At 45.1% G+C, this 22,357-nt stretch carries 24 protein-coding genes; 14 read left to right on the top strand and 10 right to left on the bottom strand.

All coding sequences use genetic code 11. The features are described 5' to 3' along the window. The first annotated feature begins 276 nt into the window (after positions 1 to 276). Positions 277 to 1,296, top strand: a complete 1,020-nt coding sequence (locus ACVA53_RS14775; protein ID WP_255044391.1) for a LacI family DNA-binding transcriptional regulator — start codon at positions 277 to 279, stop codon at positions 1,294 to 1,296. 75 nt (positions 1,297 to 1,371) lie between these two features. On the opposite strand, the gene ACVA53_RS14770 is transcribed toward ACVA53_RS14775, so the two are convergent. Next, entirely contained in the window at positions 1,372 to 1,524 is a 153-nt protein-coding gene (locus ACVA53_RS14770; protein WP_255044392.1) for a hypothetical protein, read from the bottom strand. A gap of 201 nt (positions 1,525 to 1,725) precedes the next feature. Here ACVA53_RS14770 and yghU point away from each other — a divergent pair, with 201 nt between their 5' ends. From yghU to ACVA53_RS14755, 3 genes are all read left to right on the top strand, one after another. Next, positions 1,726 to 2,583 (top strand): glutathione-dependent disulfide-bond oxidoreductase, encoded by an 858-nt coding sequence (gene yghU, locus ACVA53_RS14765; protein ID WP_446505473.1) that lies wholly within the window; start codon positions 1,726 to 1,728, stop codon positions 2,581 to 2,583. 131 nt (positions 2,584 to 2,714) lie between these two features. After that, a complete protein-coding gene (locus ACVA53_RS14760) occupies positions 2,715 to 2,990 on the top strand; it encodes a hypothetical protein (protein WP_255044394.1) in 276 nt (91 codons plus the stop codon). Continuing rightward, complete coding sequence (locus ACVA53_RS14755; RefSeq protein ID WP_255044395.1) at positions 2,990 to 3,379, top strand: ArsR/SmtB family transcription factor; 390 nt, start codon at positions 2,990 to 2,992, stop codon at positions 3,377 to 3,379. The genes ACVA53_RS14760 and ACVA53_RS14755 overlap by 1 nt, the downstream gene beginning before the upstream one ends. Positions 3,380 to 3,429: 50 nt before the next feature. Here ACVA53_RS14755 and ACVA53_RS14750 read toward each other — a convergent pair whose 3' ends face one another. The 4 genes from ACVA53_RS14750 to ACVA53_RS14735 all read right to left on the bottom strand — a co-directional run bounded on the left by ACVA53_RS14750 (position 3,430) and on the right by ACVA53_RS14735 (position 6,184). Then, entirely contained in the window at positions 3,430 to 4,074 is a 645-nt protein-coding gene (locus ACVA53_RS14750; protein WP_446505472.1) for a DsbA family oxidoreductase, read from the bottom strand. A 25-nt stretch (positions 4,075 to 4,099) separates the two neighbouring features. Further along, entirely contained in the window at positions 4,100 to 4,648 is a 549-nt protein-coding gene (locus ACVA53_RS14745; RefSeq protein ID WP_255044397.1) for a carboxymuconolactone decarboxylase family protein, read from the bottom strand. Positions 4,649 to 4,790: 142 nt separating this feature from the next. After that, positions 4,791 to 5,285: an SRPBCC domain-containing protein gene (locus tag ACVA53_RS14740; RefSeq protein WP_255044398.1), complete on the bottom strand. Its 495-nt coding sequence runs from the start codon at positions 5,283 to 5,285 to the stop codon at positions 4,791 to 4,793. A gap of 95 nt (positions 5,286 to 5,380) precedes the next feature. Then, positions 5,381 to 6,184 (bottom strand): AraC family transcriptional regulator, encoded by an 804-nt coding sequence (locus ACVA53_RS14735; protein WP_255044399.1) that lies wholly within the window; start codon positions 6,182 to 6,184, stop codon positions 5,381 to 5,383. Between the two features lie 274 nt (positions 6,185 to 6,458). Here ACVA53_RS14735 and ACVA53_RS14730 point away from each other — a divergent pair, with 274 nt between their 5' ends. From ACVA53_RS14730 to ACVA53_RS14720, 3 genes are all read left to right on the top strand, one after another. Then, a complete protein-coding gene (locus ACVA53_RS14730; protein WP_373689582.1) occupies positions 6,459 to 7,433 on the top strand; it encodes a bile acid:sodium symporter family protein in 975 nt (324 codons plus the stop codon). A gap of 432 nt (positions 7,434 to 7,865) precedes the next feature. Continuing rightward, the gene (locus ACVA53_RS14725) at positions 7,866 to 8,450 is read left to right on the top strand and encodes a sugar O-acetyltransferase (RefSeq protein WP_255044401.1); all 585 of its coding nucleotides are present in this window, start codon (positions 7,866 to 7,868) and stop codon (positions 8,448 to 8,450) included. Between the two features lie 456 nt (positions 8,451 to 8,906). Beyond that, the gene (locus tag ACVA53_RS14720) at positions 8,907 to 9,089 is read left to right on the top strand and encodes a hypothetical protein (RefSeq protein ID WP_255044402.1); all 183 of its coding nucleotides are present in this window, start codon (positions 8,907 to 8,909) and stop codon (positions 9,087 to 9,089) included. 32 nt (positions 9,090 to 9,121) lie between these two features. On the opposite strand, the gene ACVA53_RS14715 is transcribed toward ACVA53_RS14720, so the two are convergent. The 4 genes from ACVA53_RS14715 to ACVA53_RS14700 form a co-directional block, all read right to left on the bottom strand. Then, positions 9,122 to 10,990, bottom strand: coding sequence for a putative ATP-dependent zinc protease (locus ACVA53_RS14715; RefSeq protein ID WP_255044403.1), 1,869 nt, complete (start codon positions 10,988 to 10,990; stop codon positions 9,122 to 9,124). 272 nt (positions 10,991 to 11,262) lie between these two features. Further along, positions 11,263 to 12,552 carry an alpha/beta fold hydrolase gene (locus ACVA53_RS14710; RefSeq protein WP_446505471.1) on the bottom strand — a complete coding sequence of 430 codons (1,290 nt, stop codon included), beginning with the start codon at positions 12,550 to 12,552 and terminating at the stop codon, positions 11,263 to 11,265. 108 nt (positions 12,553 to 12,660) lie between these two features. Then, positions 12,661 to 14,124, bottom strand: a complete 1,464-nt coding sequence (locus ACVA53_RS14705) for a hypothetical protein (protein WP_446505470.1) — start codon at positions 14,122 to 14,124, stop codon at positions 12,661 to 12,663. Positions 14,125 to 14,325: 201 nt separating this feature from the next. Continuing rightward, positions 14,326 to 15,249, bottom strand: a complete 924-nt coding sequence (locus tag ACVA53_RS14700; protein ID WP_446505469.1) for a M14 family metallopeptidase — start codon at positions 15,247 to 15,249, stop codon at positions 14,326 to 14,328. A 250-nt stretch (positions 15,250 to 15,499) separates the two neighbouring features. Between ACVA53_RS14700 and ACVA53_RS14695 the strand changes: the two genes are divergently transcribed. The 6 genes from ACVA53_RS14695 to ACVA53_RS14670 all read left to right on the top strand — a co-directional run bounded on the left by ACVA53_RS14695 (position 15,500) and on the right by ACVA53_RS14670 (position 20,891). Then, the gene (locus tag ACVA53_RS14695) at positions 15,500 to 16,948 is read left to right on the top strand and encodes an NAD-dependent succinate-semialdehyde dehydrogenase (RefSeq protein WP_446505468.1); all 1,449 of its coding nucleotides are present in this window, start codon (positions 15,500 to 15,502) and stop codon (positions 16,946 to 16,948) included. A 129-nt stretch (positions 16,949 to 17,077) separates the two neighbouring features. After that, positions 17,078 to 17,611 carry a molybdopterin adenylyltransferase gene (gene mog, locus ACVA53_RS14690; RefSeq protein ID WP_255044407.1) on the top strand — a complete coding sequence of 178 codons (534 nt, stop codon included), beginning with the start codon at positions 17,078 to 17,080 and terminating at the stop codon, positions 17,609 to 17,611. A 267-nt stretch (positions 17,612 to 17,878) separates the two neighbouring features. After that, complete coding sequence (locus tag ACVA53_RS14685; protein WP_255044408.1) at positions 17,879 to 18,175, top strand: hypothetical protein; 297 nt, start codon at positions 17,879 to 17,881, stop codon at positions 18,173 to 18,175. Next, positions 18,168 to 18,626: a GFA family protein gene (locus tag ACVA53_RS14680; protein WP_255044409.1), complete on the top strand. Its 459-nt coding sequence runs from the start codon at positions 18,168 to 18,170 to the stop codon at positions 18,624 to 18,626. Before ACVA53_RS14685 ends, ACVA53_RS14680 begins: the two co-directional genes overlap by 8 nt. Positions 18,627 to 18,879: 253 nt before the next feature. Then, positions 18,880 to 19,650, top strand: coding sequence for a beta cell expansion factor BefA (gene befA / locus ACVA53_RS14675; protein WP_446505467.1), 771 nt, complete (start codon positions 18,880 to 18,882; stop codon positions 19,648 to 19,650). 221 nt (positions 19,651 to 19,871) lie between these two features. After that, positions 19,872 to 20,891 carry an adenosine deaminase gene (locus ACVA53_RS14670; RefSeq protein ID WP_446505466.1) on the top strand — a complete coding sequence of 340 codons (1,020 nt, stop codon included), beginning with the start codon at positions 19,872 to 19,874 and terminating at the stop codon, positions 20,889 to 20,891. Between the two features lie 288 nt (positions 20,892 to 21,179). Here ACVA53_RS14670 and ACVA53_RS14665 read toward each other — a convergent pair whose 3' ends face one another. Further along, positions 21,180 to 21,728, bottom strand: a complete 549-nt coding sequence (locus ACVA53_RS14665; protein WP_255044412.1) for a hypothetical protein — start codon at positions 21,726 to 21,728, stop codon at positions 21,180 to 21,182. Positions 21,729 to 21,865: 137 nt separating this feature from the next. Here ACVA53_RS14665 and ACVA53_RS14660 point away from each other — a divergent pair, with 137 nt between their 5' ends. Then, positions 21,866 to 22,348, top strand: a complete 483-nt coding sequence (locus ACVA53_RS14660) for a glutathione peroxidase (RefSeq protein ID WP_255044413.1) — start codon at positions 21,866 to 21,868, stop codon at positions 22,346 to 22,348. The last annotated feature ends 9 nt before the right edge of the window (positions 22,349 to 22,357 follow it).

Here is a 22,357-nt window from a genome sequence, read left to right as displayed (position 1 = left end):
AGTAATGATGAGATCAGGAGCACATTGCAATCAACGTTTAATCAGATTTGTATGGGGTTTCTGAGGTTTTATAGATATCTAATCTTTACTAATATTATTAGTTGCATTGTGAGGGAGGCGGAAAGCTTTAGTTGGTGATGAATGGGGCAAAGCTAACGTGTATTTATCGTTGACGATAATTTGTTTTGACTGAGAGGTAGGGTTAGGGGAGAGCATGCTAAGATAAGGAATTTATGGTAAAGTTTCTTTATATCTGCGGGCACAATGAAGTAAAACATGGCAAAGAAAGTAACAATGATGGATATCGCCCGAGCCGCCAATGTCTCTCAAACAACGGTATCCCTGGTACTCAACCAATCTCAATCTATTCAGATTTCTGATGAAACTCGAAATAAGGTGTTGTCGGTTGCCGATGAACTCGGTTATGCCAAAAAGCCATCACTTTCACGAAGCCAGGAACCGAAGAAGATAGCCCTTATTCTGGACTCGATTTCTGATCATGACCCTTTCATGGATGCAATCAGTGTTATCTGGAACTCTGCTTGGGAATATAACTATCTTATTTCAACCTTTTATTTTGGTAATAACCCCAACCTTGAGCGACAGATTCAGGCCGAGATTAGCTGTAACCAAACATACGTCGGGGTAATCTACGCCTCATCAGTAACTCGACGCGATCTAACACTAAAGATTAAAACTGATTTACCGATGGTACTGTTGAACTGCAGTGCGAAAAATAACCCATCTCTTCCCTCTATTTTGCCCGCCGATCTGCATGGTGGTTACGTTGCAACTGAACATTTGGTCAACCAAGGCTACAAGAATATCGCCATAATTACGGGTGAATCTTGGATGGAATGCTCTACTCAGCGATCTGAAGGCTATAAGCAAGCACTCATTGATCACAATTTAGTGCCAAAGTCGGCTTATATTGTTGAGGGAGATTGGTCGTTGAATAAAGCTTATAAGCAAACACTCGAGCTTTTGGCGTTACCCAATCGACCTGAGGCTATCTTCTGTTGCAGTGATTATATGGCAATGGGATGTTATCAGGCGATAAAAGAGTCGGGCTTAAAGGTAGGTAAAGATATTGCGGTGATGGGGTATGATAACGCCAGTCATGGCCGCGAGCTTGAACCACAACTATCATCCGTTGAATTACCTTATTCACGTATGGGGGAAGAGGCGCTAATTCGGATTGATACTTTGGTTAAACAACAACCCTTGTTGCAACTGGCGATGAATATACCAAGCGAGTTATTTGTTAGGGAGTCAACACCGGGAGTCGAGGACTAAAAAGGGCCCTCTATTACTTCAAAAGATTCAAAAAGAGCCTCACAAGGAGGCTCTTTGACGTTCATGAATAACGAATTACTTCAGAGTTGAGATGTAGTGCAATACAACGTTTTTCACGAACTTCTGGTTGTCAGTGGCCGTTGATGGGTCGTACTTACCGCCGTTTGTTAGGTTGTTCGACAGGATGCGAATACCTAGGAAGGGTACTTTGTAGGCTTCAGCCATCATTGCTGCATCCTCATCCTCATCCTCATCCTCATCCTCATCTCCATCGCGTTATTTTATATTTTTTAGAAAGTGAACACTCGCTCAAAAATATTGCGCTAGGCTGGATTATTAGCTAATGTTGATTTTGAACGTTTGTTCATTATTTTGTGTTAGTTGACTTTTGCAACGATGTGACTGACATCACCAAGCGAGGAGCAGCAAATGGGGACAGAATATAATCCACCAAAAGTTTGGACTTACGACAGTGAAAACGGTGGTGAATGGGCGAGTATTAATCGCCCGGACTCAGGAGCGAGGCATGAGCAAACGCTGCCAGTTGGCGATCACCCTTTGCAGCTCTATTCTATGGGGACCCCCAACGGCCAGAAAGTAACGATCATGCTGGAAGAGTTACTGACTGCTGGTGTTTCAGAAGCAGAGTATGACGCCCATTTGATTCGAATAGGCGAGGGCGATCAGTTTTCATCAGGGTTTGTTGGCGTTAACCCAAACTCCAAAATCCCGGCTTTGGTGGATTACTCGGATGAAAATCCAATTAATGTCTTCGAATCTGGCGGAATCCTGCTGTATCTTGCAGAAAAATTCGGTCATTTTCTCCCACAAGATGTAGCCGCGAAGACGAAGGTCATGAACTGGTTGTTCTGGTTACAAGGCTCTGCGCCTTATCTTGGAGGTGGCTTTGGTCATTTTTATGCTTATGCACCTAAGAAGTTTGAATACCCGATTGATCGTTTCACCATGGAAGCCAAGCGCCAGCTTGATGTGCTCGATAAGCAGTTAGCCACTAATACGTTTATTGGCGGTGATGAATACACTATTGCAGATATGGCTATTTGGCCGTGGTATGGCAACTTGGTGCTTTGCAAGTTGTATGATGCTGCGGAGTTCCTTCAGGTTGAGCAGTATACCCACTTAGTCCGCTGGGCCAAAGAAATCGATGCCCGTCCTGCGGTACAGCGCGGAAAGATGGTCAATCGCACTTGGGGTGAAGAGTGGGAACAAGTTCCAGAACGTCACAGCGCCAGTGACATTGATGAGGTGTTGAATCTCAAGCCATAGTCTTACTGGTAATGATGACAAGCCACCTTTCCTCAGTGGCTTTACCATATCGATACACTTGCATAAATGCGCAAGTAATCATATATTCAAGTCTGATGTATTTATCCTTCATTGCCAAAGGAACGAAACAGATGAAGACTCTATTATCTGGGATAGGGAAGTGGTGTGCGTACAGCCATATTTTTAAAGCTTTCACAGTGTTGATTAATGGTGGTCAAATATCGGAACAGACCCGAGCGGGAAGAAATATTGCTTTGCTTGGTTTTTTTTGCCCGTTCTTTTGGATTGCCTTATTTACTGGAGCAGAAGCCTCATCGCTTGCCTTTCATGCGACCCATTCAGGAATCGTTTTCTTGATTGGAATCGCTATAATGGTAGCTAGTATTAAAAAACAACAACATAAATAATGGAAGAACAATACATCGATGCATTAAAGGCATTAGCAGAACCCCATAGGCTTCGTTTGTTTTGGTTACTGGTTCATGTTGATCAAAGAATTACTGTTGCTGAAGCCATGGATGTAACTGGCGACAGTCAATACAACGCCTCACGCAATCTTAAAATGCTCTATAAGGCAGGGCTACTGACGCAGGAAAAACAAGGTAAGTGGGTCTACTACACGTTGGCTATTCAAGATCAACCACATTGGATAGCCTTGATCGAATCCGTTCGAACATTGCCAAAGCAAAGTTTTGCGCAAGTATCTTCCCGTTGTCAGCAACGCCTTGCCATGCGTGTGAATAATGAATGTGTTGTTGGGGCCAACAGCGAAGAGTGGTTGAGTCGATCACTTTAGCCTCTCGCCCTGCTGTTTACCTTTAGATGAGCGTGTGCTCACCTACACTGTTATTCGTTGACTAATTCAGCAAGCACCTGCTTATAGGTTTCAACTTCCTGTGCGCCGGTTAGCACGCTGGTGCGATTGAATACTACGGACGGAACTGCTGACACACCTAACTGTTGCCAATAAGCTTCCTGTGAGCGGATCTCTTCGCGATGAGCAGTATCTTCAAGTCTAGCCTGAGCGGCTTGTTTGTTTAGACCAAGGGCTGCGATTTCACCCAGTAATACTTGTCGGTCGGATACATCCTGTTGTTTGCTGAAAAAGGCAGTAAACAATCGCATTTTTAGCTCCGTCTGTTTGCCGTATTCTTTGGCAAACTCTAACAAGATATGGGCATCTAATGTATTGACCATTTTCATCTCGTCGAAGTAGTTGAAAACGAACCCGTGTTCAGCCCCAAGCTGAGCGATTCTCGCCCGGGCTTGGCGGCTATCTTCTGGTGTCGAACCGTACTTTCTTGCGATGTGCTCGCGAAGGTTTTCTCCTTCAGCGGGCATATCCGGGTTGAGTTCGAACGGCTGCCATTCAATCTCGATGCGATCTTGTAGCTCAAGTTCATTGATTGCAGCCTCTAGATGCTTATAACCGACGAGACACCATGGGCAAACTACATCGGAAATAATGTCGAGTTTAATTTTTTCTGTCATTGTCAGGCTCTTCATGTCGGGCTATCTATTTTTGCCAAGCGAACTTTTGGAACACAGCGTCCAATGGCGTCTTGGCTATGTGGTTAACATAGTTACTGATCACCTTCTGCGATAGTCCTAGGATTATTTCCAGTACTTGCTGCTGGCCATAACCGGCAGCATAGAATGTCTCTAACTCGGCATCTGAAATATTACCTCGCTTGCGAACAATACTCAGTGTTGTGTCACGTAGAACCTGAAGCTTTTGGGTAGGCATTGCTTCTTCATTTCTCAATGCTTCTGTTAATTCAGGATCAACTTTCATTGAATGGGCGATACCGGTATGAGCTGGTACACAGTATGTACACTCGTGCTCAACGTTGATGGTTTGCCACACCACAGTCAGTTCCTCTGTATCAAATGAACTGTTAGAAAACAGTTGATGAATGGCCTGGTAAGCCTCGAATGTGTTTGGTGATTCAGCCAATACACCATACAAGTTAGGGATCATACCGTTTTGCTTCTGCGCGGCCTCTAAACGAGCTTTGCTGGCTTCAGGTGCTGTTTCAATGCTGTGGATAGTAAATGTCGTCATGAGCGTTTTCTCTGTGTGATGAGGAGGTTAGTTTTTGCTCCATTGATAATTAATATAGAACGCATTGAACGAGTGTTCAATAATTATTTGAATGATTGTTCAATTTATCTTTTAGAGAGAAAGGACTTCGGATAGTAAGGAGCTAACGTGATTTTTGTCTTTTACACTCTGGCTGCTTTTTGAGTTCTTCTAGCCATTTCCTGTGGTAGGAGTGGATGTTCCTGCTAGTGAAGTATTTGGTTAGCCAGGTCATCCCACCGCGCTGTGTTGATTCTGTTAGAATACTGCAGCCATCATCGGTGGGTTCTATTAGCCATGCATGGTACATGTCGACATCCCCGCACTTGCCTTTCCAGGCGATCCGCTCGTGAGGAATATATTCAACCACCGTACAATCAAAATGCAGGGCTCGTGTTTTCCAGTTAAAGATCGTGCCTTTGTGCAGTTCTATACCGTCGCCATTGATAATTTGTACTGATGTTTTGGCGCGTCCCCACTGGGGCCAGCAAGGTGCGTGCACGAGACATGACCAGACAGTATTGGCTTGAGCGGGGATCTGTGTTTCGTTTCTCACATGCAATTGCGCATTTTTGGGGTGGTAATACTCAGGCCAATGGATTTCCTTGCTGGTCGTCATCGGTGTCTGCCTTATGCTGTGAGGTCTTTAAAGACTAATACGAATGGTGTGATTTCACTAGTTGGCTCGGCGCTACAAAGCTTCTTTGTATGTTATTAGTCTTTTCGCTGGTATTTTCCAGGCGTAATGCCAAATTGTTTTTTGAATGTGGAGACAAATGCAGAGACTGAGTCGTAACCACATTCGATAGATACCCGTGTGACCGGTGATCCCGATTCAAGCCTATTCAGTGCTTCAAGCAATCTGGCCCGTTGTCGCCATTGCTGGAATGTTAGCCCTGTTTGTTGCTTGAAAAGCCTGCTGACGCTTCGTCCTGATAAGCCAACGAGATCCCCAAGCTGCTCGATGTCCCTCGGCTCTTCGGGGTGCCTCTGGAGAAGATCTGCGAGTGTGGCGAGGCGTTTATCACAGGGAATTGTTAACTGGGTTGCTGCGGGGGGGAGGCAAGCGATTTGATCAAGCAGTACTTGAGCTAATCGGCCATCAGCACTTTTGTCATCATAACTGGCTGGTAGGGTACAGAACTGGAGAACCAGTTCACGAACCAGAGGCGTAATACTGCATACTCTTGGCTGTTTCCATTCCGAGTTGGGTAACGACTGTGTTTCGATATAAAGGCTACGCATTTGCGCAGCACCATTGGAAATGACTTTGTGTTCAACCCCTTCGGGAATCCAGATCGCAAACTGAGGCGGGGCAACATAATGGCCTTGGCGGGTATGGACGATGAGCATGCCTTCAGCGGCATAAGACCACTGGCCCCAACCATGGGTATGCCAGTGGGTTTGGCTACCAGACTGATGCCAATTTTCGACTCTGGCATAAATGGGACGAGGAAGCTCTCTAAGAAGGGGAACTTGCCGGTGTTGTCTTTGGTTGCTACTGAATGTCGGTTTCATCGTGATAAAGCTTCCAGTTTTGTTTTCCCGTGTAACAATCGGCACCGTTTATTAACCGGTAGGGAATAAAATGGGCTACTTTGTCCTGTAATCAACAAAAGTTATCTTCTTTGCGATAGCAGGAAGTTGTGACCAGCGTATCCTATTACCTAAACGTTGCCAATGGATGGCAGGCAGTTTGGCGCAAGTGGCTGAGCCGTATGTAAACAAGAAAGGTACGAATGTGATCAAAAAAATTATTAATTACTTTAAAAAAGAATGGTTCCTAACCGGGATGCTAGTTGCGGTTGCTCTGGCAGCCCTTATGCCTTCTGTGGGTCAGTCGGGTGGTTTACTGCATTTGGACCAAGTTACCGCTGTGGGTATTGCCATTATTTTCTTCCTGCATGGTGTTGGTATGTCGCCACAAGCGATCAAAGCCGGTATCACTAACTGGAAGCTGCATCTCTTTGTTCAGAGTGCAACTTTTATTGCCTATCCTTTGCTTTGGCTTATTTTCGGTAATGTTTTTCATGCCATGATGCCTGCAGCATTGGCTTTTGGTTTCTGCTACCTATTCGTTTTGCCAAGTACGATATCTTCATCGGTGGCCATGACTAGCGCCGCTAGGGGCAATGTGCCGGGAGCGATTTTTAATGCTTCTCTATCCAGCGTATTGGGAGTGTTGATCACGCCTTTGTTGATCCAGTGGTTTATGGGGATGGAAGGGGTAGAAATGGATATTATTGATACTGTGATATCAATCTCTTCCATGCTGTTACTGCCGATGATTGTCGGTCAATTGCTACGTCCTGTGCTGCTTAAGTTTTTGGAAAAACGTAAGGCGATCATTAACAAAATCGATAAATGGGTGATTTTGCTTATTGTCTTCAATGCATTCAGTGACTCGGTAAAAGATGGGATATGGTCAGATTTTGCCTTAAGCACGTTGCTGATGACCTTGCTGTTTACGACCCTTATTTTGTTATTGGTGGTACACAGTATGCAATGGATTGCCCGCAAGGCAGGGTTTAATCGTGAAGATGAAATCGCGGCTGTTTTTTGCGGCACCAAGAAAACCTTGGCAGCCGGTGTACCGATGGCAAAAGTGATTTTTGGAGCTAACCCGATGCTAGGGATGATGCTGCTACCAATTATGTTCTACCACCAAATCCAGATCTTCTACTGTGCAATCTTGGCTAATCGCTATGCGAAAGAGAGTGAACAAGCCGTTGAACAAGCGTCAACAGAGTCGGCTAAAGTAGGATAATCTTTTCAATATCAATCATATAAAACCGCTACCGACTGTTCGATATGCCCTAGGCATTGCTGAAGTCTTCGCGGAACACATTGAATAGCGTCCCTTGCAGCATGACTGCAAGGGATTTTTTATTTTTAATAATTGTGGCAACAATGATGAGGCTGATACCCAACACATTATTGATTTCGAGCGTTCCATTGAACGGCAGGTTTAAAGTAAACAGGCGCCCACCACTTCGCTTTATACTGAGCGCCTATATTGCATTTGTGCTTGATTTAAAAAGTTTGGGAACCTTCCCGCAAAGGCTGCGCTGAATGTGATCTAGACATATCTTTGACAACATAGATCATGGAAAAAGCAGCAATGTTGAAAGTGCTAAGGAATAATCATGGCTTCGATTTTTTATTCGGCATTGCCGGATTAATAAGGGGCAGACCCAACATGGCAGGAACAGAAAAACAGAAAATGATCTCAGGCGAGATGTACCAAGCGTGGGATGAAGAACTTGTGGCTGAACGTCAAAAAGCGAAAAAACTGTGTTTTGCATTGAACCAAACGTGCCCAACAGAGGAAGACACCCGTAAGGCATTGATTAATGAGCTGCTGAGCAAAGAAACTGACGCGTGGATCGAGTCTCCTTTTTATTGTGACTATGGCTACAACCTAAAAGTGGGTAAAGCTTTTTACGCTAATCACGGCTGCACAATTTTAGACTGCGCCCCCATCAATATTGGTGACAACTGTATGCTAGCACCGGGGGTAGTTATTGCAACGGCTGGGCACCCGCTTGATCCTGTTGAGCGCGCATCGGGTGAAGAGTTTGCCAAGAAAATCACTATTGGCAATGATGTGTGGTTAGGTGCCAATGCAACAGTATGCCCTGGGGTGACAATTGGCGATAATGTCGTTGTTGGTGCAGGTAGTGTGGTGACGAAAGATTTACCTGCCAACACGGTATGTGTAGGCTCGCCAGCGAAGCCTGTGCGTACTCTGGCTCTCAATGGTGATAAGTCAGCGTTGGCTTAATTCCTAAACAGTGAATATATTCTGCTGTTCAATCTGATTTGCCAGGTTAGTACATAAGCTCGATGATTGGGCAGTGGAGCCATTCGGATACACCAACGGCAAGCGTTGGAAATGTAATAAGCATCCCAGCAACGGACAAGACAAGCTTCTGAGTATTCATACTCATTCCCTAAAGATTTAATTCATTAACTTATTAATTGTAATTAATCGACGCAAAAAGTCCTGCACTTTGACATTGATTTACTTTCGCTATCTCTTTACTCGCGCAACACTCTCTTTGGTATGAGTATTTAATCATTATCTTATTGCCAATGGTCCGTTTGAATCTAGCTGATAAACAGGACTTTTCTTACCTATGAGCAGGAGGTCTCATTACTGAGTCAATGTATGGTCTTTGAGACATTGCTTGACAACTACACTTTGCGACACAAATCCGGTTGTTGTGTTGGAGGGGGTATGAGTAAACACATGATTTGGGCAATGCTGATGGCAGTTACGTCAGTGGTTGGTTGTCATGATGATGACTTTGTGAATGTGACGATCAATGAAGTGTCGGCAGGTCATTATCTCAATGTTCATACCCCAGATTGGTGTAAAGGTATTTGGAAAGGAAGAGTCAGAAAAACACAAAGGAGCTGAAAAGCTCCTTTGTGTTTGGTATCCGTTAGGCGTTAGTTTTTGTTGGTCAGGATAAATTGCGCATCACTGCTCACCACGATATTGTTCTTCAAGAAATTCTTACCCAAAATTATGCTGTATTCAAAACGGCTGCGGTCGCGCAAATTGACGTTAATTTCCTTCTCTGTATTCCCCAGCTTCACAGTCATGTTAACCACATAGCGGCTACTTGGCTTCTCTCCATCACGCGCTTTAATTCGCATGGTTTTGACGACTTCTCGGGTATACGCTTTCTCATCACCTTGATGGTTACTATAGGTAAACGAGACCATTTCCTTGCCATTATCGGTAAAAGTCTTGATGTTGGTAGCATGCATTGAGCTAACGTCTGCGCCAGTATCCAGCTTTACTGGGAATTGCATGTTATCCATATTCAGTTGCTCAATATAACCGGCTTGTTTTGGTGCTTGTTTCTCGAGTAGCTGGGTGGTACGGGTATTGACCAATAAATCTCCAGGGATCAAATCCGGGCTGATTTCTAGTTGGCCGTAAGCGCTATCGTTTTGCTCGAGAGTTTCGAGAGCAATATCGCGCAGTAGCAATGATGAAGGCAGTGAAATTTCCGTGCCGACAATTGGACGAACCTGGTCACCGACACGGATCTTTCTTTTAAGGGGCTTATCAACTTTATGGCTTTTGCCATTGGCATCCTTGATGGTGTACTGGATCATGCGGCCGTATTCAGTTCGCTGTTCGTCTATCTGTGACACTTTTAGCAACGGCGTTTTTATAATACCTGAAGGGCCAGCATTGATGTTTATTCCGTCAATTTTGACGGTTTCTTCACCGCTGATCATTAAGATCGAATCGTCTTTCGCCATTGATGAAATAGGGGCCAAGTCAGATTTACCCAAGTAGCTGGCGCCTAAATTGACCACGAAATATTGATTGAGGGCTTCTGTGCCAAGGCGGAGCTGACTGTGGTTTTGGGTGCGATCTTTAAGGTAAACCTGAATATACTGTTCTGAGCCACCCAATGTCACAGGCAAATACACCATCGGCCTTTGTGCATTGCTAAAGCTCAGCATTCGGCTTAGTGGTGCAGTTATTGTTTTGCGAGTTTTATCTCGTCCTTCCAGGGTAAATCTGACGGTCTTTTTCTTTTCATCCACCTTGATATCAAGGGCATGCAAAATGCTGTATCGGCTGTCGAAAGAGGTACTGACTTCAAGTGGTATATTCTCGATCTTTGCGTGTTCTTTACGGCCAATGATCTGAGCGTCAGATTGCGCTTGTAGGTAATCAAACCCGGCATCAACCCAAGCCGTGTTTCTGAGGAAGGTTTTACCAATCAGGATAGGATAAGAGAACCGATCGCGGTTGGCCAGATTGACTTCGGTAGGGACGGTTTGCCCTGCGATAGTTAGGTCTAGTTTAACCACTGGGCGGGCTAAATGACCATCGCCACGGCTTTTGATCATGGCTAAGCGAAACAGCGGTTTTTCCAGCCGGATCAACTCACCGCTGTGCGGATGCCTAATATCAAAGTTCACCATGATATTGGTTTTGTCTTTACGGTCACGCAGCTGGGTGCTTCCCAGTGCGTCGTATTCGACGGCGATAGCGTCGAGTAACTCTTCACCTTCCAGTCCCTTGAATACAGGATCATCCGTTGTAATCGTAATGTTTTCGGCATGGATAGAGGTTGAATCAGCACCAGTATCTATTTTAGCCGGAATACCTATGTTATCGAGCGAATCAACAGCCGGAAAATAGACGAGTTCGGTGCGACCTAGCACCACTTTATTGTCGATTTCGGCGCGGCTTTCAATAATGCTTTCATACTGGGTGTTTTTCGCCAAGGCGGGAGAGGCAGCGAAGGCCGCCAAGCACAAGGAGGTCAACAGTCGTAGGGAAGTCATAGGTTTCCTGTATCAATTAGCGAACGGAGATTCAATTGGTTAAGTCTACTGTTTAAAGGTAGTGCTAAAGAGGCTGATTGACACCAATTCAGCAAATATTCAGTAATTCTAACAGAAATTTTGCAAAAAAATGGTGGGAAAAGGTACTTGAATCAGCTATCTGCAAAAATTATCCCCGAATGGCTAAAACCCAAAAGGGGATAAATACTGTTATATCTTCGTCATTTCGAGGTGCTTGAGTCCAGCAACTTAAAGTTACGGATGAACAGTTATTACGGTAAATTCGCCACGCCATCGGCCATTTGGATCAGTTTATCCAGAATGTGCTCACCATCGGCGCGAAGGCCGTTGTGCTCATATTCGTTGGTGATCCATGCTTTGCTGTTGGGAATACCTTTTAACGTTTCCTGCGAGTACTGCATTTCAACATACATATCGTCGGCATAGACAGCGCAGGCTACCGGTACGGTATTCTTTGCTAGTGCTTCAACGTCATATAAATCAGCCCAATCGGTGCGCTCTGCCAACAGGTTCGCAGCTTCTTGCAACGGTTTCAGGCACTCGAACTGATCGAACATCCATGGGTAGACCATTTCACCAGTGAAGTTAAAGGCACTGCCTTTGTGGTAGTTGAACTGCGGGAAGTTATCTCGAACCCTGTGCGCCGACCAATTTGATGCCGAATATTGGCAGTAAATAGATTCGTGCAAAATCGCATAGATAGGGTTGGTCTGGTAGCTTTGCTCAGCCAGCATGGCGTTGAGGAAAGCATAGCTAAGGGTTTCTTTGCCGTTGGCTTCAACAAAGGCATCTTCTAGCAGGTAGTACATAGGTACATTGGCACCACTGCGGCCAAGGTTGATGCCTATCATCTGGAATTGTTCAACGGTGAAGCTCTGCCCATTAGGCAAACGAACATCGTTATCTAATAGATAATCGGCAATCTTTTGGCACTGGATCTGAGCTGACGGGAACTGGGCAAAAAACGCTTCGTTCTTGTCCTGTACCCGCTGGTAAGTGGCTTGATAAACTTCATCAGCGTGGCGAGTCAGTGACGGTACACCACCGGTGATATAAGAACGTGACAAGCTTTGCGGGTAGAACGAAAGGTAAGTCAGGGTACAAAAGCCACCAAAACTTTGGCCCAGTGTTGCCCATTGCTGAACACCGAGCTTTTCTCTTATGGTTTCGGCATCACGGACAATATTGTCTGCCCGGAAATGGCTGAGATAGTCGGCTTGTTCTTGAGCAGACATGTGGGCTAATGTCTGGTGACTGATCACTGTGCTGTTACCCGTACCACGTTGATCCAGTAGGAGTACACGATATTGCTGCAGCGCACGCTTCAACCAACCTGAGCGGCTGTCAGGGCGAGGCGATGGAAACCCCGGGCCTCCTTGGAAATACACCAACCAAGGGAGATCATCGTTTTGACGGGCAAGATCGACGACTTCTCGGGCAAAGACCGCGATGGTTTGATCATTTGGCATGGTGTAATCAAGAGGAACGTCAAAGATATGCTGGCGGTAAAGCAAATCACCGTCGATGAAAGAGGTTTGCACAGGTAGCTCCTTTACTAGCGAATTCAAACTGATATACCTAAGTATCGTCACACTAGGGTATTTGGGTTCATCCTAACATCTTTTCATTCTCATCTCGCGACAAACCTATTAGGGCTTCACTGGCCGTATGAGCTGCTCGAACAGTTTTGGTTGATCGAAATGGCGGATCCCAACAAAAGCAATGGCATGATGGCCAAGTTGACGCATCGCGCCCGCTGACGGAATGCCGAAGGGCCATAAATAGGTACTTTCCAAGCGTTCACTGCTAGGCAGTAACCCACGCTGATTAAAGAGGCTAATTGTGTGGTGGCGATCAGTTGGGAGTTGGCGTAATAAGTCGTAGTCGAGACGAGTTAGGGGGTGGACTCTGTTCTCGGCCTTTTTGCCGGTGCTCATATGATCATGCTGATTTAAGGTGACTTTTTTCCAGGTTACCTGCTTAATCATATGCTCGCCATGGGATAGGGTAACTGACCAAGATGATGAACCCGAAGGGACTGTTCGCTTAAACAGCAGGGGTGTTTCGATGTCGGGTATTGCGTCCTCGAACTCAAAGCGGTCGGTGAGGTTGAAAACCATGTGGTAACACCCGCAGTGATGAATTGAATCGAGCAACAATGGACGGCCTTGATGATCGAGCGTTAACCTCAGTAATACCCCGTCAAATTTTCCTGCGTAGGGATCGAATGATGATGTTGGCGTGCGGTTGGCAAACCAAAGACTGTAGTTCAGCTGCAAATATGTCTTGCCGTATAACTGGGTATAACTGTGGTGCAGATAGATCGCTGGTTTTGAAGGATTAACTGCCGGTTGCTGCTTATTTGCTAAATACTGCACAGTCCCGGGGATATCATCTTCAGAGTGATCTTCTACATTTATCAACGGGGAATAAAAGTGATAAAGCTGCGATATTTGGTCGTCGGTTAGTATGGGCCAACCTGAGGTTGAATACAGCAGGGCAGCCTTGAACCATGCTTCAATATCCGCCAGGGGGAGTGATGTTTTTGCTAAGCGATAGCTGGCCGTGTGCCGGGGAGGTTCACTAAACCCTAGCAAGATCCTTTTTTTCTCTTTATCAATGGAGGAGGTAGCGACCTGACGACTTAGTGGGTAAAGACCAAAAACACGCAGCCAGAGTTGGTAACTATCAGAGACAGAGACTTTTTGCTTAATGATTTCTTCCCATACACGATCATTATGCTTTGCTTCTGTCACGAGTATTTCCGCGCAATGATCCAGTACCTGCAGGTCGAATCGGTTAACGATCAGATTATTGAATTCCGCTTGGCGCTGGCGAGTGGCGAGTTGAGACGTGTAATCAAACCACTGGCTGCGATCTCTGTCGGTGGTCACTTGCTCAAGTTGTGATTGGCTGAAACGGTCAAAGGCAAGATAGGGGAATGCTTTGTGATTGAGTACCTGCACATCTGAGACTTGCTGTCGCCTTACCTCCTTTTTGAAAGCGGTTAAGTGGCTGAGACAGCCTTGTAGATCTGCTGAATAACCCGTGTGGTAGGTACTAGAGCATGCGCTAATGAAAACAACCATTGCCAGCAAAAACAAAATGCGCATAACTACCTGATAATTTATTTAAATTATTAAATTATAGAAGTTTTTTTTGGCTGGTGCTGGGTTAATGCGAAAGATGTGTTAGAAATAGGACGATGGATTGAGGCGAATGACTGCATCGAAGAATGGTTGAAGGGGGAAATAGAAAGCTGGAACACTTGGCTCCAGCTTTTTGCTCGTTTGGATATACCTCGAGTGCGGTAATTAACCTAGTTGCTTCATAACGTAATCCAGTGCACCGTTAATAGCGGCGACCTGAGCGTCATTACACTGTTCAGGTGTTACCCGGTCGCTGTCTGGGTAGACTTCAGTGGTCGTGCCATAGCGACAGTCAGTAATACCGTTACACAGGCTAAGTGATTTCAGCGGGTAGTTGATCACACCTTCTTGCTGTACTGGGCTACCGATGATATTGCCATCAGCATCTGGTGGAGCGATATGAGTGACCTTGCGTACTGAGTCAATGATCGCCTTTTGGAATTCTGGCTGTGGGTTTTCGGTATCACCGACTGTATAAAAGCCATCTGGCACACCGTCTTCAATGAAAACTTTGCCGTCGCGGGCTTCACGTGCTGGACGGAATTCAAGTTCATCACTGTCTGTCGTTTCATGCAGGTCGATATGAACCAGTATTTCGCCTTCCAGGCCGTTAACCATCTTCATCAGATTGTCTGCTTCTTCTGAAGGGCTATCGGCATAAAAAGAGCGGTTAGGATCGACTGCATTCGGGTTCCAGCGGTTGATCACCTCATAGCCCCAAGGACTCACGCAAGGTGCAATCACAATGTTGAAGCTGTCACTGTATTGTGCGGCTTGAGTCTCAGCAAACTGCAGAGCGCCGTGAACACCGCTGGTCTCATAACCGTGAACACCGCCGGTGACAAGCACAACGGGTTTGTTGTTGTCCCAGTTGCGGGTTTTAATGGCAAACAGAGGGTATTTTTCAACGTCGTAGCTTAAGGCTCCATATTGGAGTAAGTCGAAGTCTGCTGTTAGTGCATTGATTTTAGATACAACTTCTTCTAAGTATGAGCGCTTAATCGTTGTTTGCGCGAGCCATTGTACTTTCTCTTCATCGCCCCATGGCTTGCCCGGTGTCCCAATTGGGTAGTTATGTTCACGTTTCATTCGATTGTCTTTTGTTGTGTGTGTTTGTCTTTGTTAAGGCAGAATAATTGACTGTGTATCCTGACGCAATCGTATTCATTGTGCTGATATCTCCACGTGGTTGCTACTTTGTTAATGAATGTAATGTGATGACAGGGTACTTAGTCATAAATTGTCATCAATGTCTGAAAATACGATCAAGCTAACTTCTATATGTATTCTTTAGTCTTTATGCTGTTTGATAAACTGATGCCCTCAAAAGGAATAATTCGTGAAGCTACATGATCCCCAATTATTGAAACAGGCCTGCTATGTGGCAGGTAACTGGGTGACTGCGATTGATAATGCTTATACACCAGTGACAAACCCCTCTACAGGAGAGCAGATTGCAACCGTTCCGAGCCTAGGCAGGGATGAGACGCATGCCGCTATTCATGCCGCTGATAAGGTGCAGGGTGAGTGGGCGGCACGAACAGCAAAAGAGCGCGCAACAGTACTACGCCGGTGGTTCGAATTGATTGTCGAAAATGCTGACGATCTGGCGTCGATCCTCACACAGGAACAAGGCAAGCCATTGGCGGAAGCGAAAGGTGAAATTACCTATGCTGCTAGCTTTGTTGAATGGTATGCCGAGGAAGCGAAGCGTGCTTATGGTGAATTGATCCCGAGTCATAAACCGGATGCTCGTATTTTGGTGTCCAAACAGCCGATTGGTGTGGTGGGCGCAATTACGCCTTGGAATTTCCCTGCCGCTATGATTACTCGTAAGTGTGGGCCCGCTTTTGCTGCGGGGTGTGCAGTGGTGCTGAAACCTGCACCGGATACACCGTTGACGGCTTTGGCTTTGGTGGAGTTAGCGGACAGAGCAGGGATCCCTGCCGGGTTATTTAGTGTTATTACAGGGGATGCGGTTGCTATCGGCGGGGTTCTTACCGAGAGCCCGATTGTAAAGAAAATCTCTTTCACAGGCTCGACAGGGGTTGGCAAACTGCTGATGGCGCAATCGGCTGATACGGTGAAAAAGTTGGCGTTGGAGCTAGGTGGTAATGCGCCATTTATTGTCTGTGATGACGCCGATCTCGATAAAGCCATTGATGGGGTGATGGTGGCTAAATTCCGCAATGCTGGACAAACTTGTATCTGTGCCAATCGTATCTATGTTCATGACAGTGTATATGATGAATTTACGGCCAAGCTAGTCGTAAAAGTCAAAGCGCTGAAAGTGGCGGATGGTTTTGAAGAAGGGGTAAATCTCGGGCCTCTTATTAATGCCGCAGCTGTCGCGAAAGTTCAAAGCCATATTGATGATGCGCTGGCAAAAGGAGCCACCCTTGCTCATGGTGAACCGCAACCTGAAGGTTCCCATTTCTTTCCCCCGCAAGTGCTGATTGATATGGATGATTCGATGCTAATTGCCTCGGAAGAAACTTTCGGCCCTGTTGCGGCATTGTTCCGTTTTTCTGACGACAGTGAAGTGATCCGCCGAGCCAACCATATCAGTTCTGGGTTAGCGTCTTATGCTTATACTCAGTCCCTGTCTCGTGCTTTTACATTCAGTGAGTCACTGGAGTATGGCATGGTAGGTATCAACGAAGGGTTGATCTCTACCGAAGTTGCACCTTTTGGAGGGGTAAAAGAGTCCGGTCTGGGCCGAGAAGGGGCAAGACAAGGGCTAGAAGATTTTCTAGAGACTAAATACACCTTAATGGGCGGCTTATAGTTGAGTTAACTCCGATTAGGTGTTTAACAATCCAAGAGAATTTCTTAAACTTGCATACATGAAGAAACATTACTTTCCTGCTGCGTGAAAGTACGAATGGATAACAAGGCTCAGCCTGAGGAACAACCAATGACTAAAGCAAAAATCGGTATCGTGACCGTCAGTGACCGCGCTAGTGCTGGTGTATACGAAGATATCTCTGGACAGGCGATTATCGATACACTGAACGATTACCTGACGTCGGACTGGGAGCCGGTGTACGAAGTCATTCCTGATGAACAGGATGTGATTGAAGCGACGCTGATTAAGATGGCTGATGAGCAAGACTGCAGCCTGATTGTAACCACTGGTGGTACCGGTCCAGCTAAGCGTGATGTGACTCCAGAAGCAACTGAAGCGGTATGTGACCGAATGATGCCGGGCTTTGGTGAGTTGATGCGCGCGGAGTCATTGAAGTTCGTACCGACCGCTATCTTGTCTCGCCAGACTGCAGGCCTACGTGGTGATAGCCTTATAGTTAACCTACCGGGTAAACCTAAGTCGATCCGTGAGTGCTTGGATGCCGTGTTCCCAGCTATCCCTTACTGCATCGATTTGATGGAAGGCCCGTACCTTGAATGTAACGAAGCAGTGATGAAGCCTTTCCGTCCAAAGAAAAAGTAAGTGAAAATAGTGAGCGGCAATGAATACGCGCACAACGCTTAAATTGACCGTGAAATAAAGACAAGCCGACTGAAAAGTCGGCTTTTTGCGTATTACAGCCGTTGATTTTACAACCAACCCATTTCACTTTGTAACATTAAGTTTCGTGAAGTTATTTGGATATAACGCTTTCTTGACCACTTGATCCAGTGCATATTGCACAGGGGGAGGATTTAGGTAACATCAGTCTCGTATGTTTATTCGTTGATTGAAATGGAATCCATTTTTATGTTGTTGGAACAAGCTGTAGAAATAATAGAGTACACAGATAGTGATACTCTGGCTCAGGCAATGGACGTTTTTAATGAAACAGGCATCGTTTCAGGTGCTAAGTTTCCTTTTCTGAATACGGTATTTGATAATGCACCAGTTGAATTGAGTGAGCGTCTTGGTGTTGTTGGTTTTAAAGGGTGTATTAATCTAGCTGAAGTAATAACCCGCCAGGATGTTAGAGGTTATGTCATTTTTGATTCCGAGCGTTTTAGTTTGGCAGAGGCAGTAAAGTGGGGACAAAATAATGACTAATATTACGGGAAGTTGCAGCTGTTGTTCTATCAAGTATCAGATCACAGGCCCTGTTCAAAAAGTGGTTAACTGCCATTGTGATCACTGTAAAAAAATGAATGGTTCGGCCATATCGACGTATGTAGCCGTGCTTGATCATGATTTTATTATTACCCAAGGCGAAGTAAAACAATTTGCTATCTCAGAAAAAGCATCTAAATATTTCTGCGGCGATTGTGGCACGCCTTTATTCAATGAGTACATTAAACACTCAGGATTGAAAATGCTGCATCTTGGTGGCCTTGATTCAATCAATGATTTAACGCCGAGTATGAACCTATACAGTGAGTCGCAAATAGCTTGGATTGATGATGTTAGCAGTATTCCAAGCCTGAAGCAGAAAAAAGACAGTGAGAGTGCAACGGATTGTTCTAACCCTCGCTTGACTTGGAGTGATCTGGCGCTTAGTTAAAATTGAAAACAGCCACTCTTAGATGAATTGAGAGTGGCATTAAAGCCTATGGCCGAGTGCCGAGTTACTTTTTCTTTTTTGGCTTGGCTATTACCCTCTAAATAACATTATCCATCTTTTGTTTTTTCATTCTGATATGTCACTCTAGTGAGTGGCAGTTTTCGGCTGCATTTCAGATGAGGATGTTTTGACGGTGGATTGTCAGCTAAACTTTCACCATGTCTACTGCTGTCATTGAATTAGGAGAAATCTAATGAAACTGAAAATTGCTTTTGCGGTATTGGCACTCGCGACTATTCCGGTTCATGCTGGTTGGGATGAAATTAAAGATGCGGCTTCAAATTTGGGTGAAGAAGTCGGTAAAGGAACTAAAGAAGCTTGGGAGTCAGTGTCGGACTTTTCCAAAGAGACATGGGAGTCAGCGTCTCAATGGGGTGAGGATGCCTATAACACCGCCGGTGAGTGGACGGATGCCTCGGTAGAGAAAAGCAAAGAGTGGTTGGATGTTGCTGATACCAAGCTGGATGAGATGCTAGAGCCGGAAACCCCAGAGGAAGCCCGTCTCGCCTTGAATACCATGGCGGATACGGCCTTAGTTCGGTTATTTAACGAACAACCTTCTGCCAAGATACTGTTCGATAGCGCCTATGGCTATGCCGTGTTTGATTCGCGTAAGTTCTCGCTCATGCTTCATACCAACCAAGGGGCTGGAGTTGCCATTAACCGCAAAACCGAAAAACATACATACATGAAAATGTTCGGAGCGGGTTTGGCTGCTGGTTTCGGCGGTAAGTTCTACCAGCAGGTGATCTTCTTTGAAGATCAGAAAACCTTTGATGGATTTGTTACCGATGGCTGGGAAGCGACCTCTGAAGTTGGTGCTGTAGCCGGGACTGAGAGCGCCGAGCTGGCCGCTAAATACAACGGCGGTATGGCCATTTATCAAATTGGTGAAAAAGGGCTACTACTTGATGCCAATATTTCAGGCTCTAAATACTGGATAGATACTGATTTAACCGAGTAACAACACTTTATTACACACGAGCATTAATGGGCTCGATTAACATCTGCAATGACACCCAAATAATGAACAGTTGCTTGGGTGTTTTACATTATCACTGTGAAAATATCCATTGGAATGAGCACCGAACCTACTTGGGGAAGGCCCCAACTTTAACTACACTACTTTCAATACCGTCTTAGACTCCAAAGGGGAGAGCTTTCCCCTTTCTGTGGAGGAAAGTAATGAAAAGCTTTATCAGTGGTTTGCCCAAGGTTGAGCTTCACCTACATCTTGAAGGCACGCTCGAGCCTGAGTTGATGTTTATTCTGGCCGAGCGAAACAACGTCACGCTGCCCTATTCTTCTATTGAGTCGCTAAAAGCCGCTTATCAATTTCATGATCTCCAAGCTTTTCTCGACCTCTACTATCAAGGTGCCCTAGTTCTTCAAACTGAGCAGGACTTCTACGATCTGACATACGCCTACCTTGAACGTTGTAAAGAACAGCACATTATTCACACCGAGGTATTTTTTGACCCGCAAATCCATACCCAAACAGGTACCCCTTTTGATGTCGTCGCAGAAGGAATTACACGAGCTTTGAAGGATGGAGAAGCCAACCTTGGCATCTCATCGGGTTTGATCATGTGTTTCCAGCGTGATTTATCTGAAGAAGATGCGATTGAAACCCTCAAGCAATCGATAGCTTATAAGGATGATATTGTGGCTGTGGGGTTAGACTCTTCTGAGCTGGGTAATCCTCCGGAAAAATTTGAGCGAGTATTTGCGATGGCGCGAAATGCGGGGCTTAAAACAGTCGCCCATGCCGGAGAAGAAGGTTCGGCCGATTATATTTGGGGGGCGATCGAAGCGCTTCACGTTGACCGTATCGATCATGGTGTACGATGCACTGATGAGCCTAAGTTGGTGCAATATTTGATAGAACACCAGATCCCATTAACGGTATGCCCATTATCTAATGTACAACTCAATGTTTTTGGTGAAATGACACAACATAATATTGTTGAACTATTGAAGCAAGGTGTACTCGTAACGATCAATTCAGATGATCCTGCATATTTCGGTGGCTATCTTAATGATAATTATTTGGCTGTGGCCGAGGCTTTTGGTTTGACTAAACAAGAAGTGGCAAGGTTCAGCGAGAATGCGATTATGGCAAGTTTCTTGAGCGTTGAGAGAAAACAGCGTTTGCAGCAGAAATTGGAACATTACCTAGATATTCAGTTCCGTCCGATTATCTAAAAAAAACGCCTATCAAATCCATGATAGGCGAGCAATAAATCGTTTAAGGAACAACATATTTGAAGTGGGGTAATCATACGTTTTGGGCAAAAAACGTGCAACGATCGATGATGTAAAAGTTGTATATTGTTTTGTTAATTATCTTTTGTTTTAACAATTTACAGTGGGATAAATATTCAAAATTTTTATTGGTTGACTGTTTCTCATTATAACCTTTATTTTTCAGTGGTTAATGATCAGTAGGTCGGGAGGTTGACTGAGCGATTATCGTTGTTTTAGCTTAAGCCTTTAATTAAAAAGTGATTTTATGGTTTTTTTAAATGTTAATATCCAGCCGGCTTTCGGCTTGACTATGTGAGCCTGATCAACACCAACGTAATAGGATTGCATGAATTGCTGTCGTAGCGCTTCAGCTTGCTGGCTGTCGTTCATTGTTAGTTGTTCGCTGATTTCTGTAGCGTGATCATTGGCATAGCTAAAATCAATACCATTAAAGCCCTGACACAAAAACCAAATCACCCCTATGGCCTTCACTTCCATCTCATTCATAGTGTGGAATTTCTGGGCATGTTCTACACCGACATGTTGTTGGAAGAGCGCATCTATTTCTGAGATTTTGCACTGAGTCGCCTGAAACTCATCCAATATTTGTTGAAAAGAGTGAGTAACTAAGCCAAGAGCTAGATCTTGCTGGGGTTTGTCAGCTTTTTGTTGGCAAACGCGAACGAAAAAGTCAGAGCGAAAGTCAATGAACCCGCTAGCAAATTCTTGCTCGGCGTCACTAAATGGGAGTTGCTCAAAGCCAAATTCGTTTAATAAGTGTCTTAATGGTTTCATACTGGGCTATTGGTAAATGTACGCTTAAGGCAGTATACGAAAATTAGAGCTAACTTTCTAAATCATTCACTTAGACTGTATAAACAAGAGACTTGTGTATCTAAACACGACGTCCAAATTACTCAGAGGGAAAAGTTATGTCAGGCTTTTATGAACTTTCTGCCAGCAAGATCAACGGTGATGTTGTTGATATGAAAGAGTTTGAAGGGAAGGTGGTACTGGTCGTGAATACCGCAAGCGAGTGTGGTTTTACGCCTCAGTACAAAGGCTTACAGATGTTATTTGATAAGTACCAGGATAAAGGACTCATTATCCTTGGCTTTCCATGTAATCAGTTTGGCGGCCAAGAACCGGGTGAGAATAATGAAATAGAACAAGTGTGTCAGCTAAACTACGGCGTTAGCTTTCCGATGTTTGAAAAAGTGGATGTGAACGGCCCAGATAGCCATGAAGTGTTCAAATACCTAACTAGCGCGCTGCCGGGCTTGGTGGGGAAGAAAATTAAATGGAATTTTACCAAGTTTTTGATAGGCCGTGACGGTAAGCCAGTGAAGCGCTTTGCCCCAACTAAAACCCCTGAGGCTATTGAAAAAGATATCGTTCGTGCACTTAATGGCTAGTTCTTTTAA

The organism is Photobacterium sp. DNB23_23_1, from assembly GCF_052873815.1.
Note: the sequence above shows the minus strand (reverse complement) of the source record. Positions and strands in the feature narration are given on the sequence as shown.

Bases quoted from the DNA above. Each gene is read 5' to 3' on its own strand.
- ACVA53_RS14775 (WP_255044391.1), top strand. From the start codon at position 277: ATGGCAAAGAAAGTAACAATGATGGATATCGCCCGAGCCGCCAATGTC.
- ACVA53_RS14770 (WP_255044392.1), bottom strand. From the start codon at position 1,524: ATGATGGCTGAAGCCTACAAAGTACCCTTCCTAGGTATTCGCATCCTG.
- yghU (WP_446505473.1), top strand. From the start codon at position 1,726: ATGGGGACAGAATATAATCCACCAAAAGTTTGGACTTACGACAGTGAA.
- ACVA53_RS14760 (WP_255044394.1), top strand. From the start codon at position 2,715: ATGAAGACTCTATTATCTGGGATAGGGAAGTGGTGTGCGTACAGCCAT.
- ACVA53_RS14755 (WP_255044395.1), top strand. From the start codon at position 2,990: ATGGAAGAACAATACATCGATGCATTAAAGGCATTAGCAGAACCCCAT.
- ACVA53_RS14750 (WP_446505472.1), bottom strand. From the start codon at position 4,074: ATGACAGAAAAAATTAAACTCGACATTATTTCCGATGTAGTTTGCCCA.
- ACVA53_RS14745 (WP_255044397.1), bottom strand. From the start codon at position 4,648: ATGACGACATTTACTATCCACAGCATTGAAACAGCACCTGAAGCCAGC.
- ACVA53_RS14740 (WP_255044398.1), bottom strand. From the start codon at position 5,285: ATGACGACCAGCAAGGAAATCCATTGGCCTGAGTATTACCACCCCAAA.
- ACVA53_RS14735 (WP_255044399.1), bottom strand. From the start codon at position 6,184: ATGAAACCGACATTCAGTAGCAACCAAAGACAACACCGGCAAGTTCCC.
- ACVA53_RS14730 (WP_373689582.1), top strand. From the start codon at position 6,459: ATGCTAGTTGCGGTTGCTCTGGCAGCCCTTATGCCTTCTGTGGGTCAG.
- ACVA53_RS14725 (WP_255044401.1), top strand. From the start codon at position 7,866: ATGGCAGGAACAGAAAAACAGAAAATGATCTCAGGCGAGATGTACCAA.
- ACVA53_RS14720 (WP_255044402.1), top strand. From the start codon at position 8,907: ATGAGTAAACACATGATTTGGGCAATGCTGATGGCAGTTACGTCAGTG.
- ACVA53_RS14715 (WP_255044403.1), bottom strand. From the start codon at position 10,990: ATGACTTCCCTACGACTGTTGACCTCCTTGTGCTTGGCGGCCTTCGCT.
- ACVA53_RS14705 (WP_446505470.1), bottom strand. From the start codon at position 14,124: ATGCGCATTTTGTTTTTGCTGGCAATGGTTGTTTTCATTAGCGCATGC.
- ACVA53_RS14700 (WP_446505469.1), bottom strand. From the start codon at position 15,249: ATGAAACGTGAACATAACTACCCAATTGGGACACCGGGCAAGCCATGG.
- mog (WP_255044407.1), top strand. From the start codon at position 17,078: ATGACTAAAGCAAAAATCGGTATCGTGACCGTCAGTGACCGCGCTAGT.
- ACVA53_RS14685 (WP_255044408.1), top strand. From the start codon at position 17,879: ATGTTGTTGGAACAAGCTGTAGAAATAATAGAGTACACAGATAGTGAT.
- ACVA53_RS14680 (WP_255044409.1), top strand. From the start codon at position 18,168: ATGACTAATATTACGGGAAGTTGCAGCTGTTGTTCTATCAAGTATCAG.
- befA (WP_446505467.1), top strand. From the start codon at position 18,880: ATGAAACTGAAAATTGCTTTTGCGGTATTGGCACTCGCGACTATTCCG.
- ACVA53_RS14670 (WP_446505466.1), top strand. From the start codon at position 19,872: ATGAAAAGCTTTATCAGTGGTTTGCCCAAGGTTGAGCTTCACCTACAT.
- ACVA53_RS14665 (WP_255044412.1), bottom strand. From the start codon at position 21,728: ATGAAACCATTAAGACACTTATTAAACGAATTTGGCTTTGAGCAACTC.
- ACVA53_RS14660 (WP_255044413.1), top strand. From the start codon at position 21,866: ATGTCAGGCTTTTATGAACTTTCTGCCAGCAAGATCAACGGTGATGTT.